The 18540-nt window shown below is 46.3% G+C and carries 18 protein-coding genes and 1 other RNA gene; 15 read left to right on the top strand and 4 right to left on the bottom strand.

Annotated elements, in window-relative coordinates; genetic code table 11:
• The first annotated feature begins 57 nt into the window (after positions 1–57).
• Positions 58–467, top strand: an RNA gene (gene rnpB / locus BMY78_RS18415) — RNase P RNA component class A.
• Between the two features lie 238 nt (positions 468–705).
• On the opposite strand, the gene BMY78_RS18410 is transcribed toward rnpB, so the two are convergent.
• Complete coding sequence (locus tag BMY78_RS18410) at positions 706–1935, bottom strand: aminotransferase-like domain-containing protein (protein WP_090901584.1); 1230 nt, start codon at positions 1933–1935, stop codon at positions 706–708.
• Between the two features lie 109 nt (positions 1936–2044).
• On the opposite strand from BMY78_RS18410, the gene BMY78_RS18405 reads away from it, so the two are divergent.
• Together BMY78_RS18405 and BMY78_RS18400 are read left to right on the top strand one after the other, a co-directional pair.
• Positions 2045–3565 carry a MocR-like pyridoxine biosynthesis transcription factor PdxR gene (locus BMY78_RS18405; RefSeq protein WP_090901582.1) on the top strand — a complete coding sequence of 507 codons (1521 nt, stop codon included), beginning with the start codon at positions 2045–2047 and terminating at the stop codon, positions 3563–3565.
• A gap of 85 nt (positions 3566–3650) precedes the next feature.
• On the top strand, positions 3651–3908 hold the full coding sequence (locus BMY78_RS18400; protein ID WP_090901579.1) for a hypothetical protein: 258 nt from the start codon (positions 3651–3653) through the stop codon (positions 3906–3908).
• A 99-nt stretch (positions 3909–4007) separates the two neighbouring features.
• On the opposite strand, the gene BMY78_RS18395 is transcribed toward BMY78_RS18400, so the two are convergent.
• The gene (locus BMY78_RS18395; RefSeq protein WP_090901576.1) at positions 4008–5885 is read right to left on the bottom strand and encodes a S8 family peptidase; all 1878 of its coding nucleotides are present in this window, start codon (positions 5883–5885) and stop codon (positions 4008–4010) included.
• A gap of 288 nt (positions 5886–6173) precedes the next feature.
• On the opposite strand from BMY78_RS18395, the gene BMY78_RS18390 reads away from it, so the two are divergent.
• From BMY78_RS18390 to thiI, 6 genes are all read left to right on the top strand, one after another.
• Complete coding sequence (locus tag BMY78_RS18390; protein ID WP_063567014.1) at positions 6174–6680, top strand: YpuI family protein; 507 nt, start codon at positions 6174–6176, stop codon at positions 6678–6680.
• A gap of 165 nt (positions 6681–6845) precedes the next feature.
• The gene (locus tag BMY78_RS18385; protein ID WP_090901574.1) at positions 6846–7064 is read left to right on the top strand and encodes a DUF1540 domain-containing protein; all 219 of its coding nucleotides are present in this window, start codon (positions 6846–6848) and stop codon (positions 7062–7064) included.
• 34 nt (positions 7065–7098) lie between these two features.
• Entirely contained in the window at positions 7099–7515 is a 417-nt protein-coding gene (locus BMY78_RS18380; RefSeq protein WP_090901571.1) for a hypothetical protein, read from the top strand.
• Positions 7516–7763: 248 nt separating this feature from the next.
• Positions 7764–8525, top strand: a complete 762-nt coding sequence (locus tag BMY78_RS18375) for a lytic transglycosylase domain-containing protein (RefSeq protein ID WP_090901568.1) — start codon at positions 7764–7766, stop codon at positions 8523–8525.
• Between the two features lie 174 nt (positions 8526–8699).
• Entirely contained in the window at positions 8700–9848 is a 1149-nt protein-coding gene (locus tag BMY78_RS18370; protein ID WP_090902592.1) for a cysteine desulfurase family protein, read from the top strand.
• Between the two features lie 6 nt (positions 9849–9854).
• Complete coding sequence (gene thiI, locus BMY78_RS18365) at positions 9855–11099, top strand: tRNA uracil 4-sulfurtransferase ThiI (protein WP_090901565.1); 1245 nt, start codon at positions 9855–9857, stop codon at positions 11097–11099.
• A gap of 132 nt (positions 11100–11231) precedes the next feature.
• Here thiI and BMY78_RS18360 read toward each other — a convergent pair whose 3' ends face one another.
• Positions 11232–11933 (bottom strand): TerC family protein, encoded by a 702-nt coding sequence (locus BMY78_RS18360; RefSeq protein WP_090901563.1) that lies wholly within the window; start codon positions 11931–11933, stop codon positions 11232–11234.
• A gap of 105 nt (positions 11934–12038) precedes the next feature.
• Here BMY78_RS18360 and BMY78_RS18355 point away from each other — a divergent pair, with 105 nt between their 5' ends.
• From BMY78_RS18355 to BMY78_RS18330, 6 genes are all read left to right on the top strand, one after another.
• Complete coding sequence (locus BMY78_RS18355) at positions 12039–12698, top strand: TerC family protein (RefSeq protein WP_090901560.1); 660 nt, start codon at positions 12039–12041, stop codon at positions 12696–12698.
• A gap of 291 nt (positions 12699–12989) precedes the next feature.
• Positions 12990–13484 (top strand): hypothetical protein, encoded by a 495-nt coding sequence (locus BMY78_RS18350; RefSeq protein ID WP_090901557.1) that lies wholly within the window; start codon positions 12990–12992, stop codon positions 13482–13484.
• Positions 13485–13660: 176 nt separating this feature from the next.
• Positions 13661–15505: a translational GTPase TypA gene (gene typA / locus BMY78_RS18345; protein ID WP_090901554.1), complete on the top strand. Its 1845-nt coding sequence runs from the start codon at positions 13661–13663 to the stop codon at positions 15503–15505.
• 307 nt (positions 15506–15812) lie between these two features.
• Positions 15813–16109, top strand: a complete 297-nt coding sequence (locus BMY78_RS18340) for a YlaH-like family protein (RefSeq protein ID WP_053781242.1) — start codon at positions 15813–15815, stop codon at positions 16107–16109.
• A gap of 90 nt (positions 16110–16199) precedes the next feature.
• Positions 16200–17261, top strand: a complete 1062-nt coding sequence (locus BMY78_RS18335) for an LCP family protein (protein WP_090901551.1) — start codon at positions 16200–16202, stop codon at positions 17259–17261.
• Positions 17262–17359: 98 nt separating this feature from the next.
• Complete coding sequence (locus tag BMY78_RS18330) at positions 17360–17812, top strand: pyridoxamine 5'-phosphate oxidase family protein (RefSeq protein ID WP_090901548.1); 453 nt, start codon at positions 17360–17362, stop codon at positions 17810–17812.
• A gap of 7 nt (positions 17813–17819) precedes the next feature.
• On the opposite strand, the gene BMY78_RS18325 is transcribed toward BMY78_RS18330, so the two are convergent.
• The gene (locus tag BMY78_RS18325; protein WP_090901544.1) at positions 17820–18515 is read right to left on the bottom strand and encodes a YhcN/YlaJ family sporulation lipoprotein; all 696 of its coding nucleotides are present in this window, start codon (positions 18513–18515) and stop codon (positions 17820–17822) included.
• Between the last annotated feature and the right edge of the window lie 25 nt (positions 18516–18540).

The following is an 18540-nucleotide window of genomic DNA, read 5'->3' as shown; positions in this document are numbered from 1 at the left end:
GTAAGATTAGACTTGTTTGTAAACCCAAATGCCTGTATACTATGTAATGTTGTTCGGAAAGCTTGACAGACAATCGCTGGTGGCCTTCGTTGCCACGAGAGGAAAGTCCGGGCTCCACAGGGCAGGATGCTGGATAACGTCCAGTCAGCGCGAGTTGAAGGATAGTGCCACAGAAATGGACCGCCGATGGCCGGATTTTCCGGCACAGGCAAGGATGGAACCGAGGTGTAAGAGACCCCGAGGAACGCTGGTGACTTCGTTCCTGGTAAACCCCATCTGGAGCAAGACCTAATGGGACACAGTCGACTCTTTGGAGAAGGCAGCCTTAGCCCGAGGTGTGTCTAGGTTGGTCGCTTGAGCTGTGCAGCAATGTATGGCCTAGATAGATGATTGTCGCTTGTGGTGGGAGGGTAGTTCCCGTCTGAACCACGAAGAGCACAGAACCCGGCTTACGGTAAGCTTTCCTAACTACAACACAACAGTAACAAGTGCAGTCCACTATCAGTCAAGGGCCAAACAGAAGGAATTGTATCTGATGTGCCTGACTGATCAGAAGGACGCGATTATATTAAAAAGATTTCCTGCACTCGCAGGTCATATAAATAAGGCGTCAGACTTCGAGATTTCTCGGGTCTGACGCCTTATTTTTGTTGTTATTCGTTGGAATGAGAAACTGTTCCGAATGAAACAGTGGATGACAGTTCGTTACAGTGTAACTACACTATCTGACTGTAATGATGCATGCCAGCGTTGAATGGCACGATCCATACGCTCTACAGCCTCAGGAAGCAGATCTGGATCAGTATGAGTAAAGTTGATCCGCATACGGTTCAGCTCCGGTGTACCCGCATAGAAGGAATCCCCTGGTACAATGCATACTTTCTCCTGAATTCCATACGTGAACAGATTGCTGGCCAGCATGCCCTCAGGCAGTTGCAGCCATAGGAACATTCCGCCTTGAGGTGAGTTCCAAGAGATACCATCCCACGATTTTGCAGCCATGAGTGTGGTCATTTTTTTCATCCGTTGTTCATAATTCAGTGAGATATTGCGAATATGTCCGTCCAGATCGAAAGACTCCAGTAGCGCATGAAGTGCTCTTTGGTCGATGCTGCTGGAGTGCAAATCTGCCCCCTGTTTGGCGCGGGCAGCTATTTTGATTACATCCGGAGCAGCCAGTATCCAGCCAGTACGGAGGCCTGGAGCTACTGTTTTGGAGAATGTACTGGTGTAGATGACATTGGATGGACCCTCATAGGATGCTGCATCCAGCTGCGCCAGTGCAGGGGCATCCAGCTGCTCCGGTTTAAAGCGGATTTCACCATAGGGATCGTCTTCCAGAATCAGTACCCCGTATTTCCGGCACAGATCTACGGCTTGCTGGCGTCTGGCGCGACTCCATACTTTGCCCGACGGGTTGGAGAAGGTAGGGTTAATGTAAACGAGCTTGGGACGATGCAATTGCAGCTGTTCCTCCAGTGATTCAGGCAACATTCCGTCATCATCACAGGCAACACCGCGCGCCTCAGCCTGATAGGAATGAATGACCTGAAGGGCAGCCAGATAGGTTGGTGATTCAACCAATACGCTGTCGCCTGGATCGAGTAAAATGCGGCACACCAGGTCAATGGATTGCTGAGATCCGGTAGTCAGAAGCATATGATCAGGTGAAGCGGGAATGCCCTTGGATTCAAGACGTTCGGCAATTTTGGCACGTAGTGGTCGGAAACCTTCCGTCTCTGCATATTGAAGAGCCGCTGAACCACCCATGAATACCTTTTCGTATGCGTCACGTATGGCTTCAAGCGGGAATGATGACTGGGCAGGTAACCCGCCGGCAAGAGAAATCATTCCAGGCGCCTGTGCAGCCTGTAACATGTCGCGAACGACAGAGGACGGGGTATTTTGTGCCATTTTGGACCAAGGGGTATTCATATTATTCTCATCTCCTGTTATTCACTGTTATACTGATATTATAAACTATCATAGACTGAATGCTGTATAACAGTAAAATGCTGATCATAACAGTTGGGAGGGTGCATGTGTGCATATTGAATTGAAACGGGGAAGCAGCACCAAATTATATGTTCAGATTGCCCTTACACTTGCTGACCGAATAAGGTCTGGACTAATCGAGCCTGGAACCCGTCTGCCGTCGGTTCGTAAAATGACCACAGACCTGGGCGTCAGCCTGGTCACTGTGTCCAAAGCCTATGCCGAGCTCGAAGCGTTACAGTTGGTTACGTGTTCACAGGGGAAGGGTTGTTATGTACAAGAGGCGCAAGAGCTGGAGATAACGGAGGATATAGAGAAGACTCACCGTACTCATGCAAAGAATGAATCCATCACACCTTGGAACTGGCAGATGGCTCTTGTAGATTATTTGCCCCGAGCACAGCTTTGGAGACATTTTGACGCATCTCCTCAAGTTAAATATGAGCTGCATATGTCGGCAATTCAGCCTGAATTGCTGCCAACGCGAGAGATTATCGATAGTGCGTACCGGCTTTCCTCGGATCATCCAGAGCGCATGGCTGCTTATGGTTCTTTTCAGGGAGATCGGGAACTGCGTCAGACGTTTTCCGGGCACTTTGCAGAAAGAGGGTTGCGGGTAATGCCTGAACGGATGCTGATTACGAGCGGTACCCAGCAGGGAATCGATCTTGTCGCGCGTACGTTTGTTGGTCCTGGTGACGTCGTTTACATGGAAGCACCGAGCTATACGGGAGCCATTGATGTGTTCACAAGCAGAGGAGCGAAGATTATTACGGTGCCTATGGATGATGATGGTATGCGTATTGATTTGTTAACCCGGTTATGTGATACATACCCGCCCAAGTTGATATATACCATTCCTACGTTTCACAATCCTATAGGTATTACGATGAGTGCCAAACGGCGTGCGCAACTGCTTAACCTTGCTCAAAGCTATCATTGTCTCATTCTGGAGGATGATCCGTTCGCCGATCTGTATTTCCGTGATCCGCCGCCTGCTTCCATTAAATCCATGGATGGGACGGGCCATGTGATATATATCAAAAGCTTCAGCAAAGTATTATCCCCCGGCTGTCGTGTGGCGTGTGCGGTTGCAGATGGAAGTGTACTCACCCGACTTGTTGCAGCCAAATCCACTGCGGATCTCGGAAGTCCGCTGCTTACACAAAAGGCATTGCAATCTTTCATACAGCATCAATACAGTGAGTATACAGCACGATTGAGGGATGAGTTATATTCCCGACTGCTTGCGGCATCGACGGTACTGGAGGAACATGGTCCTCCCGGGATGCATTGGACTTTGCCTGATGGGGGACTAAACTTGTGGCTGCAATTGCCGGATGGCTTGGATATGCGTGAGCTGCACCGCCAGTCGCTTGCCGCAGGTGTTTCCTTTTTGCCGGGTTCTGCCTGTTATGTGGGGGAAACGGATACGGCGAGTCTGCGGATTTGCTTTACGGTTACGAATCAGGAGCTGTTATGTGAAGGGCTGCGGGTATTATGCAGTGTCATTAAGAACATTACACCGCAAAAGGGTGGGGCAACGGCGGACAGGCTCCCGCTTATATAATTTTTACGAACACGGACATACATCCAATCCACATCGGACTCAGTGCAATACGTTATAGTATCACTTGAAAGGGAGTTGGTTTGAAATGAACCATTTTTGTCCACCGCTTTGTCCGATTGTATGTGACCCAATCCAGGTTGTTGAAGATTACTACATTCCACAAATCGTACCCGTAATTCATCCGATCGAAGTCATCAAAAAACATCACTGTGTACCAATCCATCATCATATGTATCCTGTCGTGGTCAAAGAAGAAGATCCTTGTTATGTTTCAAGCTACAACGGCAAGAAAAAATCCGTGAAAAAATCAAGCAAATCCCGCACATCTTCTCGCAAACGCTAGTCGCAGCGGGTGCCCCGGGGGAATAGGTAAACCAATACCAAAGAGCAGCATACGCCCCGGGGCGCAGCTGCTTTTGTTTTTTTATATCAAGTTGAACGGTTAATGTTTGATATACTTTTTCATTGTATTTTCCATTTGCTGTCTTACATGTTGTGGCCAGAATTGAAGTGGCGCAGTATTACCAGAAGCTGCCTCCAATGCTTTAAACACATCGATTTGACCGTAGCCGTAATATTTGTCGTGACCTGGGTCACCGAGATCTATGACGCTTTGACGCATCAAATCCATGACCTCCGTGTTGGTCAGATCGGGATTTAACGAGCGAATCAAGCCTGCAAGTGCCGCGACATGGGGACTTGCCATAGACGTTCCGGACAAGGCTGCATATTGGTTTTTCGGATACGTACTTGCAATGCTGGACCCTGGGGCCGTCACATCCACGTAATCCCCGTAGTTGGAATAGGAAGCTTTGTTCATGTCCGGATCCGTAGCAGATACCGCAAATACTTCCGGATAGGCGGCAGGGTATCCCGGACGCTCGGTATTATCGTTACCCGTCGCTGCAATTAATACGATGTCGCGATCAAAAGCGTATTTAATGGCATCATGAAGAAATTGGGCATCGGCGTAATTGCCCAGACTCATGTTAATGACCTTGGCACCATGATCAGCAGCCCAAATGATGCCTTCAGCTACAGCATAGGTTGTGCCTGAACCCGAATTGTCGAGCACTTTAACAGGAAGTACCTTGTTATACCAGCTCATGCCTGCTACACCTTCGTTGTTATTCACAACAGCGCCGATGATGCCTGCTACATGTGTACCATGGCCTACGTCATCAAGTGGTTTGCTCGCTGGATCAACAACGTTATAACCATCCAGCAGCTTGCCCTTCAAATCGGGATGAGTCAGATCGACGCCGGTGTCCACCACGGCAACGATAACATCCTTGTTTCCCTTCGTAATATTCCAGCCACGGTTAGTCTCAATGGCGGGAAGGTTCCATTGGTAGTCGGAAAACAAAATATCATTGGGCACGGTTACATCTTTTTGTTCAGGTACGGTTTCATTGGTTAAATACAAGTAGTGAGGTTCCATATACAGCGGATTCCATTTACGTTCGAAATAGGCATGTAATTGCTCATAATTCATATGTTCTGACCGAAAAACATACGTGTATCCCAGCTTGCGAGCTGATTGAGTCCGCAGATCGGATTTAATGATTCGCATATCCCGTTCACCTGGATCCTGACGGAAACGGATGACGATTTCATTTTCGTAAAAATGACTGGCATTGGCGTTATCATGCCCTGTTTTTACAGTAATTTCTTTCAGGGTGTCGGGGTGTACAGACTCGATTTTGAATTTACCTTCACGCGGATAAGGAATCATACGCAAATTTTTACGCTGATGCTGCTCCACGGCATTTAGTACATTTTGGCTAAACAAAGCGATGACGGCTCGTTCTCCATCCTTAGAGGGCTGACCCATGACAAAAAACTTTTCCTTGCCCAGAGGAAACGAAGAAGATTCGAAGCTTTGACGTTTGTTCACGGCTTTCTTGGCCAAGGCGAGAGAATGTTCCAGCTTTTGCTGTTCCAACTTGCTTCCTTTTGCTGCTGTTTTGTCAAAGTGCCGACTGCGTGATTCTTTGGTATTTATTACATCAATAGAGCGAATATGATCATGTGTTTGTTGAAGCTCTTTAACGTATTGACTTATCTGCACATCATTCATTTGGGAGGTCTTCTCAAGCATGATGCGAAGATGCTGTTTGGCATCCGCACGGGTCAGCATATCGGTTGACTTTACATCCTGAACTTTGAGACGTTGTTTGCTCGCATGCTCCTCGTGTGGAGAATCGGGCATGGCACTTGGAGCTGGAACAGGGCGATTGGACGTCGGAAGCAAAAGCGTCAAGGCAAGTGCGCCCGCACCCGCGGCAATGGCCCAGTTAACCCATTTCGGTCTGGACATAGGGGATGGAACCTCCTCGTTTATTTTGATAATCATCTAACAGTGCTCTGATTTCATCGTTGTCACTGGATATATCTATCGTTAGGAAAAGCGGTTATTTTTATGCAGGTGAACATCAGGTGAGCTGTGTGTAATGGGCATGTTCAGGGACAGAACGGGAAACCCTGATTAAGGGATACCGCTCGTCATCTTTTTATGGTAGGATAGTACCTGAGAATTCAAGGTCAGGGGGGAGCCTCCCGTTGGCCGATCTATATGTAAGGACTTATTTAAGGGGGAGCTACCTTTATGTCAGCAGCCAATGTACAGAAAACATGTGAGTCAACTAGGGAAAAGTTAAAACCGGCTATCGATCGGATTGAAAAATTTTTGAATGAAAATGCTTTGCCTGAACTGGATCAGAATCAGACGGAGGAGTCATCAGCCTTCTACAAAGGATTTCTTTCGGATCTCCGTCATTTGCTCGTTTTTTCTGAAGTTTCTTACGAAAAACTTGGCGTTGTGCTGCGTCGTGCCAATTTTGATGTTGATTTTGCCGAAAAGGCTCTCTATAACACATACCATCAAAGCATCAACAGCTTTTTTTATCCTAAAAATGAATGTTACTCCGAAGATGGAAGATATGCTTACACTGGTCAGGATGCAATCCGTTTCCGTGATAAGCCCATTCGTGCAGTACGGGATGTTATTCTTGAAATATCAAAAACGTACGAAGAATTGCGTGATGATCTGGCCTTTTATGAAAGTGACTACCTGACGCAGCGTCGGATGCAAAACCAACGTAATCACGCGTAAATACATTTTCAACGATATAAGAATTGGACAAAACCGCCATTGTGGCGGTTTTTTTGCGTTTTTTTTAATGGAATTGCGGATGAGGGAGCATGTCATCATCTGGCATTTCGTTGGAGAATAGCCGATTTACGGTGCGGAGACAATAGATGTCGAGGTGATAAAAAAATGAGCCAAGAGAAGCCGATCGTCAAATGCAGTGTCTCGAACTGCAACTTTTGGGGAGAAAACAATTTCTGCCAGGCTGATGCCATTATGATTGACATTGACCAACATGCCACCCGTCGCTTACATGAGGAATTTGCCGGAGAGACCTTTGATTCAGACCATCAAGACTATGCACGTACTTCATCAGCGACATGCTGCCACACATTCAAACCGAAATGAGCAGTTATTCCCATTTATATGGAGGTGCTTTGCATTGAATAATGACCGTAGAGATGATCACCCGTTACAGCATCCCAAAACGACTCCGTTAGATGAAAAGCAGCGTCAGCGTGTAGATTATCCAAGACGTAGCCACAAGGAAGAGTATGGCGCAGAGGTAGCCCCCACAACAGGTTCTATTCGAACAGAACCTACAGAAAGAACAGATCATACCCCTGTCAAGCGTGAAGATGACGGTGTTATGAAATCTACTGGCCGTATCTCCGGGTATATGGGTCTGGCCTTTGGTATCGCATCCTTATTTATGTGGTCCATCGTCCTTGGTCCAGCCGCAGCGGTACTTGGTTACTATGCTTATGTCAATGGCCGGAAAACGGCTGGTGCATGGTCCATCGGACTTGGCGCAGTGGCAACTCTCAGCTATTTCTTCATGATTCCATTTGCCCGTTAATAAAGCAAAAAGCATATAATGATCTGATAAGCGATATACAAGATCATAACCGAACTGGATATGCTTTGGGTTATTTGCAGCCTTCTGCTTCCACCTTACTAAAAGGGGATTGCAGAGGGTTTTTTCGCATATGCGCAATGAAGTTGTATAATCGGTCTATTTTTTTGAAAACAATGGAACCTTCCTGTAAAATAATGTAGAATAAAGTCATAATCTACGTTTACATTATACGGGAGTGAATATAACTCATGCAGATTGATCCGCGCGCGTCGCGGCAGTTGCTGGAACTGCAATTGTCCAATAGTCTCAACGAAACAAATGCATCGGATGGAAATTCCGGTTCAACCGTGGATTTTGCCAGTATGATGGACGGGCTGCTCGGCACGAATTCAAATTCTTCGAACAATAGCGGTACCATAGGCGAAGACGTGAACTCTGCAGTGAGCTCCAAACGGTCCAATGACGGTCTGTTGTGGCTACAACTGGGCAGCATGTATAACCCGGATGCAAGTTCTGTTTCTTCTTCGAACAGTAATGCGATTTCTTTATCTGCCCTGTTAAATACTGGAGCAGTGGATTCGGGTGCATCTGTACCTACAGATTTTGAATCATTGATTGCTTCAGCAAGTGCCAAATATGGGGTGCCTGAATCTTTGATCAAGGCGGTTATTGATACAGAATCTGGCTTCAATCCGAATGTGGTTTCTTCCGCAGGTGCCAAAGGACTAATGCAGTTGATGGATGGGACGGCAGCAGGGTTGGGGGTAAGCAACGCTTACGATCCCGCTCAAAATATAGATGGTGGTACCAAATACCTTTCTCTCCAGCTCCAGCGTTTTGGTGGAGAGGTGAAGATGGCACTTGCTGCTTATAATGCCGGACCGGGACGGGTTTCGAGTCTGGGCGTATCGAGTGATGCTGAACTGATGAGTGTACTTAATCGTCTTCCTTCAGAAACTCAGGCTTATATTTCCAAAGTGGAGAAGGCGCAGACGAAATATATGGTATAAATGGTATAGACCGAAGAAATGGCAACAAAACAGTATGTTCTGGAAGAGATCAAACGCGGGAACAGCACCCTTAAAGGTGCTTGGTTCCTGTTTGGTCTTTTTGTGTTGAGCGGGGATCGTGTTACAATGCTCACTGTAGATTCCACAACGAAGAGACAAGGAGGGGAACCTCATTTGAAATATTTTGATTATGCAGCAACGACGCCTCCTCATCCGGATGTCGTTCGAACTATGGCTGAGATTATGGAGGCGCAATATGGAAATCCGTCTTCGATTCATGGATATGGTGAGCGTGCTCATCAGTTGTTACGCCGAGCGCGAGCTGGTTGTGCTGCCGCTATTGATGTGAAACCGGAGGAAATCGTATTTACCTCAGGCGCAACCGAGAGCAACAATCTTGCCATTAAAGGCGCAGCATTGAGGTATCAGTCCCGGGGCAAACATATCATTACAACTGCAACGGAGCATGCTTCGGTATATGAGAGTTTTGTGCAGTTGCAGCAGTGGGGATGGGATGTCACTTGGCTTCCCGTCGATTCCGACGGTCTGGTTAGCGCCCAGCAGGTAATGGATGCCATAAGATCAGATACGGTGCTTGTGAGTCTGATGCATGTGAACAATGAAACGGGAGCAATACATCCAATTGCTGAAATTGGAGTACGACTGAAAAAGGAAGCGCCAAAGGTGCTTTTTCATGTGGATGGTGTGCAGGGTTTTGGCAAGTTGGATGCTAAACCTGCGGAATGGGGCGCGGATCTGTACAGCTTGTCTGCTCACAAGATTCGTGGTCCTAAAGGAGCTGGACTTCTCTACGTACGAAGTGGAGTGGAGCTTACGCCTCTACTGTCCGGGGGGTCCCAAGAGCAGGGGTTGAGAGCGGGAACTGAAAACGTACCTTTGCTTGTGGGTATGGCGAAGGCAATGCGTCTCGCTGCGGAACGTCAGGCTGACTTTGCGCAGCGTACAACGATTTTGCGAGATCGTATTATGCAGGTCATAGATACGATTCCCGGACTTGTGCTAAATAGTCGTAAAGAGGGTGCACCGCACATTGTTCATTTTTCCTATCCTGGAATGAAGGCAGAAGTGGCATTGCATACCCTGGAGCAACTTGGAGTAACTGTTTCTACACAATCTGCCTGCTCTTCGCGATCGGCTGAACCCAGCAGGGTATTGCTCGCCATGGGCAGGGATAATGCTTGTGCTGCTGGTGGATTGCGTATTAGTCTTGGAGATGAACATATAGAAGAAGATGTGGCTCTGCTGGAGCAGGCTTTACATCAGATGGTGGCGCAGCTGCGCCCGTTGGAAAGGCGGATGTGATTTTAGATGAAATATGATATGCTGCTTCTCCGTTTCGGAGAGTTTATGTTAAAAGGAAAAAACCGTGCCCGGTTTGAAAAAACAATCATCACCCAGGTACGTTCCCTGCTCAAACCTTATCCAGGTGCAAGTCTGCGTAAGGAGTTTGGACGGTTGTATGTCGATCTGGGTGGTGAATCTCATACAGAGCTGATTGCTGTGCTGAAACGAGTATTCGGTGTTATGTCGATCAGTCCCGTTAAAGTGACCCCATCTGAAGCTGATCAGATCGTGGAGACTGCCATCGCTTTTATGGATGAGAGGGAGTCTGAATTCAAAGAAGGTACCACATTCAAAGTTAATGCACGGCGTGTATGGAAAGAGTTCCCCAATTCTTCCCATGAAATGAACCATCTCGTAGGTTCTCCTATTCTTCGGAAATTCCAGCAGTTAAGTGTAGACGTGCGTCAACCTGACATTGAACTGCGTGTGGAAATTCGGGATCAGGGCACGTATATCTTCAGTGAGGTGATTCCGGCTGTAGGCGGGTTCCCCCTGGGCACAAATGGAAAAGCAATGCTGTTATTATCGGGTGGCATAGATAGCCCTGTAGCGGCATGGTCTTCGATGCGTAGAGGTCTGGAAGTGGAATGTGTACACTTTTACAGTTATCCGTTCACAAGCCAGCGTGCCAAAGAAAAGGTCATTGATTTGGCGCGTGCACTTGCTGATCATGCAGGCACAATTAAGCTGCATCTGGTTCCTTTTACGGAAATTCAAACAGCATTTACCCAACTGGGACAGGATAACTTGATCATCACACTGATGCGCCGCTCCATGTTACGTATTGCAACCAAGCTGGCTGAACGTGAACGTGCGCTTGCACTGATTACCGGAGATAGTCTGGGACAGGTAGCGAGCCAAACCTTGCCAAGCATGAATGTCATTGGACGTGCGACGGATCTGCCGCTGCTGCGGCCGCTTGTCATGATGGACAAACAGGAAATTATAACTTTATCCAAACAGATCGGAACGTACGATATATCGATTCTGCCATATGAGGATTGTTGTACTCTTTTTGTACCAAAATCCCCCACGACGAACCCAAATCTTCGTATTGTGGATAAAATCGAAGCGACCATGAGTCAGCTGCCGGAATGGGTGGAGCAGGCGGTGGAGAAGACAGAAACCATTACGCTGCATGCAGGTGAAAACTTTATGGTAACCAATCAGCAGGATGAAGCTAATGAAATGAAAGAAGAGTGGTTCTGAGAAACCGTATTCTGGATTGAATAACATAATAAGGACTATGTTATCTTCATGAAGAAAAAGGACTGGCCGATGTAGTTATCGGTCAGTCCTTTTTTATAGTTGTGGCTGATGGGAATTTCACTTAATTAAAGCTTAGGAATAGGAGTGCTGACGCTCTCCACCTGGTTTATTGCTGCTTGCACGTTTGCGATATCCCGCAAATACGACACCACCAGTAACGAGAACGATAAATAAGATTCTCAGTGCAGGATGCTCAGTGAAGAAAGGCACGAGACGGTGTTCCTCTGTAATCATATTGGAAGCCGTATACCCTAGCACGATAGCTCCCAGATAAATGATCCAAGGGAAATGATTAATTAACTTGATAAACAACGTACTGCCCCAAACGATAATAGGCACACTGATCAGCAGTCCGAGTATAACAAGTACCAAGTGCTGCTGTGCTGCACCGGCAACGGCGATGACGTTATCCAGTCCCATGGCAGCATCTGCGATAACAATTGTACGCACAGCTACCCAGAGAGAACTGCCAGCCTTGATATCGGAATGTTCTTCCCCTTGATCTGCCAATAGCTTGTACGCAATCCAAATTAGGAGTAATCCCCCAACAAGGAGCAGCCAAGGCACTTTAAGCAGCCAGAGCACAATCACGGTGGCTACAATGCGAATCAAAAGTGCGCCGCCTGTTCCGTAAAGAATCGCCCTTTTCTGCACAGAAGGGTGCAAATTTCGAGCTGCAAGACCAATCACGATGGCATTATCGCCAGCCAGAATTAGATCAATAAATACAACGTTCAACAACGCTAGCCAAAAAGCGGGGCTAAACAACTCCATACGATGTCACTCCTTCTATATATCCAAACCTGAGAAAGCTTGTTCAACGTTTAAGAATAGCATGGACAACTTTGACATACAAGTTAGAGTGGGGGGATGAGAAGCATGGATACGCTATGGCTGTTGACCGAAATATTAATGATCAATCTGGTTCTGAGTGGAGATAATGCGGTTGTTATCGCACTTGCAAGTAAGGATTTGCCTGCGAGACAGCGCAAGCAGGCAGTATGGTGGGGGGCTTTCGGCGCTGTTGTTTTGCGCTGCTTGTTAACCTTTGCAGCTGTGCTGCTGTTGGGGATTCCTTTTATTCAGGCGGCTGGCGGTCTGCTGTTGCTATGGATTGCTGTTAAGCTGCTGCTTCAGAATGAAGATGAAGTACATATTCGTAAAGCGTCCACGACCTGGAAAGCGATCCAAACGATTTTGATTGCTGACTTTGTCATGAGTCTGGATAATGTTCTCGCAATTGCTGCTCTGGCGGATGGGGACTTGGCGCTCACGGTCATCGGAATTGCTATAAGTATTCCGATTGTGGTGTGGGGCAGCGGATTAATTGTCGGTTTGTTGAAGCGGTTTCCGATTCTGGTATTTGCCGGTTCAGGTATTTTGGCCTTCACAGCAGGTGAGATGGTGATGAATGATCCGAAGCTGGGACAGTGGCTTGGCGGCTTGGCAGCTGAGGCGCATACCTTGCTGCCTGCAGCTATGGCTTGTCTTGTAATCGCGATTGGAGGAGCGCATAAGTTCGTTCGTCGAAACGTGTAAATTGATTTGAACAAACGGAAATATAAATTGTTCTGGCGAACTGCTCTTTTGGGGCAGTTTTTTTGCTGTGTTTATTTGTTCTAGAGGTATGGGCGAACTTGAATAAGTCATAGACCGATCAGTTTAGGGTAATACAGGATAATGGAGAGAGGCAAAGTACGACATAAGGTGTAGTTTTTTGCATACACATCGGCTACACTAGAAAAAGGCTGGGAACAGTCAGTCATCATGGAATTGTTTATCATTTTAGCTTGCGGGTACATAGCCAAATGTTATAAGAGGTGATTGTAGATGAGGATGAGAAATGAAAAAGCAATCGGAATATTTATTTTTGTTGCAGGTTTAATAATTTTACTCGGCAAACTTGGTGTGTTTGGCTTTATTGGCCGGCACTTCTGGCCTTTGCTCATCTTGTTGCCTGGTATTGCTCTTCATGCATTATATTATGCAAGGCTTACGCCATCATGGTCACTCGTTCCAGCAGGTACGTTAACCGTCTATGGTCTGTTGTTTGGAATCACGAACACATGGGGCAGCGGATTGATGAGCAACCTGTGGCCTGCTTTTTTGCTTGGAATTGCCGTTGGTTTGCTTGAATATGCACTGGCTGATCATCGAAGACCTGCAGTGGTACTTCCGGTTGCATTGGGCGTGGGAATCCTTTCAATTATTTTGTTCGGATTTACAATGCTTCACACCGGTATTATCTATGTGCTGGCGGTAATTTTGATTGTAGGCGGGATATGGTTGCTGTTTGGCCGAGGACGTCAAGGGAGAGGCTGGTAACATTCCCATTGGTCTTTCAAGCGAAATATCTTGATTTTTACCTATGATCAACTATAATATAAGGGATATAGGATGCGTCGGGATATCACCGACGCTTATTTTGGGTGAGTAACCTGCGAATTTGCGGGAAGTTTAGTAGATAAGAATTGAAATTGGAAAGGATATGGATACAAACCATGCATTCAAGAGAACACATTCGCAATATTGCGATTATTGCCCACGTCGACCACGGGAAAACAACGCTCGTCGACAAGTTGCTCCAGCAATCCGGTACTTTCCGTGATCACGAAACGGTACAGGAGCGCGCAATGGACTCCAACGATTTGGAGCGTGAACGCGGTATTACGATTCTGGCTAAAAACACAGCTATTACCTATAAAGATTACCTGATTAACATTGTGGATACACCAGGACACGCCGACTTCGGTGGTGAAGTGGAACGTATCATGAAAATGGTTGACGGCGTATTGCTCGTTGTTGATGCTTATGAAGGCTGTATGCCACAAACGAAATTCGTACTTCGTAAAGCACTGGAGCACAACCTGACACCAATCGTTGTGGTAAACAAAATTGACCGTCCAGCGGCTCGTCCGACTGAGGTTATTGATGAAGTACTGGACCTGTTCATTGAACTGGGTGCCAACGATGAACAACTTGAATTCCCTGTTGTATATGCTTCCGCATTGAACGGAACATCCAGCATGGAAAGTGATCCTGCGAAACAGGACGACAACATGATGGCGATCTACGATACGATCGTTAGTCATATCCCTCACCCAACAGAGAATGTTGAAGAGCCACTTCAATTCCTCGTTACTTTGATGGACTACAATGAATACCTTGGCCGTATTGCCATTGGTCGTGTTAACCGCGGTGTGATCCGTCAAGGACAATCGGTAACGGTTATTATGCGTGATGGTAAGAGCAAAACTGCACGTATCGAGAAACTGTTCGGTTTCCAGGGGCTCAAACGTATTGAGACAGAAGAAGCAGGAGCAGGCGACATCGTTGCCATTGCAGGGATCAAGGACATCAACATTGGTGAAACCATTGCCGACCCTAACAATCCAGAAGCACTTCCAGTTTTGAAAATTGACGAGCCTACCCTGCAAATGACGTTCCTCGTGAACAACAGTCCATTCGCAGGTCGTGAAGGTAAATGGGTAACTTCCCGTAAACTTCGTGAGCGTTTGTTAAAAGAATTGGAAACAGACGTTTCCCTTCGTGTTGACGAAACGGAAAGCCCGGATGCATTTGTCGTTTCCGGACGTGGTGAGCTTCACTTGGGTATCCTGATTGAGAATATGCGTCGTGAAGGATATGAGCTTCAAGTATCCAAACCGGAAGTTATCGTTAAAGAAGTTGACGGTAAGAAAATGGAACCTCTTGAGCGCTTGTTGATTGATATCCCTGAAGAAAGCATGGGTTCCGTAATGGAGAGCCTGGGCGCACGTAAAGCAGAGATGGTTAACATGGTCAACACAGGTAGTGGTCAAGTTCGTCTGGAGTTCCTGATTCCAGCACGTGGTTTGATCGGATATAGCACAAACTTCCTGACATTGACTCGTGGTTACGGTGTGATGAACCATGCATTTGACAGCTACGCTCCAGTAGTATCCGGTCAAGTGGGTGGACGTCACCAAGGTGTACTGATCTCAACTGAAACGGGTACATCTACGTTCTATGGAATGATGGGCGTTGAGGATCGTGGTACTCTCTTCTTGGAGCCGGGTACTGAAATCTACGAAGGTATGATTGTTGGTGAACATACACGTGACAATGATATCGTTGTTAACATCTGCAAAGAAAAACAACTGACTAACGTTCGTTCTTCTGGTAAAGATGATACGGTTAAAATTAAAACTCCGATTATCTTCTCGTTGGAACAGGCGCTTGAATACCTGAATGAAGATGAATATTGTGAGATCACACCGAAATCTATTCGTCTTCGTAAGAAGATCCTGAATAAATCCGAGCGTGAACGTGCAGAAAAACAACGCAAAATGGCTTCCAAAGCCTAATCATAACAACAAAATAAATGATATAAGTTAACGTTTGAGGGGACACATATACACCATCGACGTCGATTACAACCCGCTAAAGTAGTGGAGGATACGGAATCGATTCTGTAGGAGCGAAGCGTTCGCCTTTATCCCCGGATTTTACCATTGAGTAAATGGATCAAAAAAATCTGGAGATAACAGCGACCGAAAGAACGATCCGAATCCGAAACGGTCACATGCAGAGTTTTGTAATTAATGTTGTTGGCATGGTTCCATCAACCGGTTAACTTATATCTAGCATGAACACGAAAGGAGCTGGCTGTGCATGCAAGCATGGTTCGCATCAAACCCGATCGTAGCCTACATCGTCATCTTTGTATTGATTACTTACGTTTATAACAAGGTGTTTCGGGTACGTCAGAAATTGCCGCTTGGTAAGGAAATCGTTCTCTATATCTTGATGGCGATGGGCACATTCATGCTTCTTGTTTTTCAAATCGACAAGCTGCCCATTATTCAATGTTTGCTGGTCGCAGTTGGTTTGATGCTGTTAGTGAGAGTGCGCTATTTTATCGAAGGTCGTCAAAAGAAAAAAGCGGAAGCTGCCGCTCGAAACTCATAAATTCTGTATAGTTTAGACCATCCGTTTTCCTTAGGGAAAGCGGTTGTCTTATATATGGGCCAAAACAGATGTGATAAAGGTGTTGAAGATATGAACTCGAATTCGAACGGACTGCCTCCACGGAGACAGGCACCGACTCAATCCGGCGCTTCTGGATCGAAGAACGGCAAAGGCAAGCAACCAAAGAAGAAGAAACGGATGCGAACCTTTGGCAGACTGGTTTTAAGTTTATTGGCTATTGCAATTTTGGTAGGCGGCGGATATCTCTATTGGGTCTATAATCAGGTAGCGGATACGGGCATTGATAAACCGGTTCCTCCTGGAATGTCTGCCAAAACCAAACCCATTACGATGTTGCTGTTAGGTACGGATAATCGTCCGGAAACAGGTACGTATCTCTCGGATGTGGTTATGGTAGCTTCTCTGAATCCGGAGACCAAGACGGCAACCATTGTATCTTTACCTCGGGACACGCGTATTCAGCTGGATGGATATAAAGCGAATAAATTGAATTCTTATTATCCTAAATTTAAAGCACAGGAAAAAACCTCTGGCAAAAATGCAGAGGATCAAATGAAAGAAATGATGAGCAAGTATCTGGATGTGGATATCAATTATACGACTGTCCTGAATTTCCAGGCATTCCGGGATGCGGTCAATGCTGTAGGTGGCGTGGATGTGACAGTGGATAAAAACATGTGTTACAAAGATACGGCCGATGGCACGGATATTAATCTGGTGGCTGGTGCACAGCATTTGGATGGCAAAGAAGCACTTGATTTTGTTCGTTACCGTAAATCGAACTGTAAGCCGAAGACAGATGAATCCAACGACTTTGACCGAAATAAACGTCAGAATCAAGTGTTGAATTCTATGTTGGATCAGTTGAAATCACTGGGAGGCGTCACGAAGATTGGTAAAGTGATTGGTGCTGTTGACAAGAACATGACAACAGACGTGGAATCGGAGCAAATGAAGAACTTCATTTCAACCTACTGGAATATTTCCAAATCGGATGTGCACTACACACCTGTAACCGGAGAGTGGAGAAGTCCATATGTATATATCAACGAAACGGAATTGGCTAATGCCAAACAGGCGTTGAAGGATACACTATCAGGTAAAGTAACAGCATCTCCGACAGCTGAATAACATTCATTCTTTTGGATTGGAAGCGAGTTTGATGGTATGCTATAATAACATCAACAACGAATCAAGAATTGCATAAAGAAGATTAGGGGGCTGGTTGGATGTCCGAAGCCGTCACACAATTGACTGAATCTCTTTTACAGCAATTCAAGAATGAAACTTTTGTGCTCTTAAGCACCGTGGACATTGAATCTGGAGGTCCGACATCCACAGCAATCTCCTGGATTTATGCGGAGAATGCTTCTACTCTTCGTGTGGCGATTGATCATCGTTCGCGTCTCGTGAACAATATGATTGAGAATCCGGTCATTACCGTCACCATTTTTGGAGAAGAGATGGTGTATGCGGTAAACGGACGTGCTTCCGTACGACAAAATCCGTTACAGGATGTTCCGTTTAACATGTGCTGTTTCGACATTTCCATTGAAGCGGTGAGAAACGCCCTTTTTTATGGAGCCCAATTGTCCTCTGTGCCTCAATTTGTCAAAATATATGATCAGCGTGCTGCTGAGAAATTAGATGAGCAGGTTTTTACTGCAATGAAAAAAGCCTAGTGAGAGATCACTGGGCTTTTTGTTGTCTTTTGTCTGAAGAATGCAGTTGCTGCATTTGTTGTTCACGTTTTAGATGTTCATCCGGATTTTGACGGACTTTGACATCTTTCGGGAGTTGGGGAATGATTCGGCCCACCATGTCAGCGAGTTCTGAAGCGAAACCGGATATTGGATGACCTTGACGAATATGCTCGCCAATTTCCTTAATGCGTTCAGTGACATCAGCATCTGCGGTAACAATGGAATCTACACCTTCCGGATCTTTGCGGAGGGCTTCGGCCACAGAGTATTTAATTGTACCTACTCGTGCGCGTTCCAGTTCACCGTCAACATCAATGCCAACTACGGCTGTATTGCCAAGAATGACACAGTTGGCATCTTTGACACCTTCCACTTGCTTGGCAAGTGTTTTGAGGTGGGTGACCCTTTTTTCGTTTGGCATCCGAGCCGCCTTGGTGTTGTCCGTGACGTTTTTCTCATGAACCTCACCCGTATTTTCGGTCAGATGGTCCACAGCAGAAGGGTGCAACCGATCTTCCTGAGTATTGAGCATGTGAGATCCTTTCCGTTGATCTTGCTGAGTTGTAACATTTCCTCCGTAACCCTTGGCATGCTGACCTTGCTGCTGTGAGGCATTACGTGTAGAACTGTTGCAGCCTGTAAGTATAAAGATCAGAAGCAGCGTGCAAACCCAATATTTCATAAATGTTCATCCTTTCCTGGAGTTT

The sequence above is a fragment of the Paenibacillus sp. OK076 genome, assembly GCF_900110055.1.
Lineage (GTDB): Bacteria > Bacillota > Bacilli > Paenibacillales > Paenibacillaceae > Paenibacillus.
Note: the sequence above shows the minus strand (reverse complement) of the source record. Positions and strands in the feature narration are given on the sequence as shown.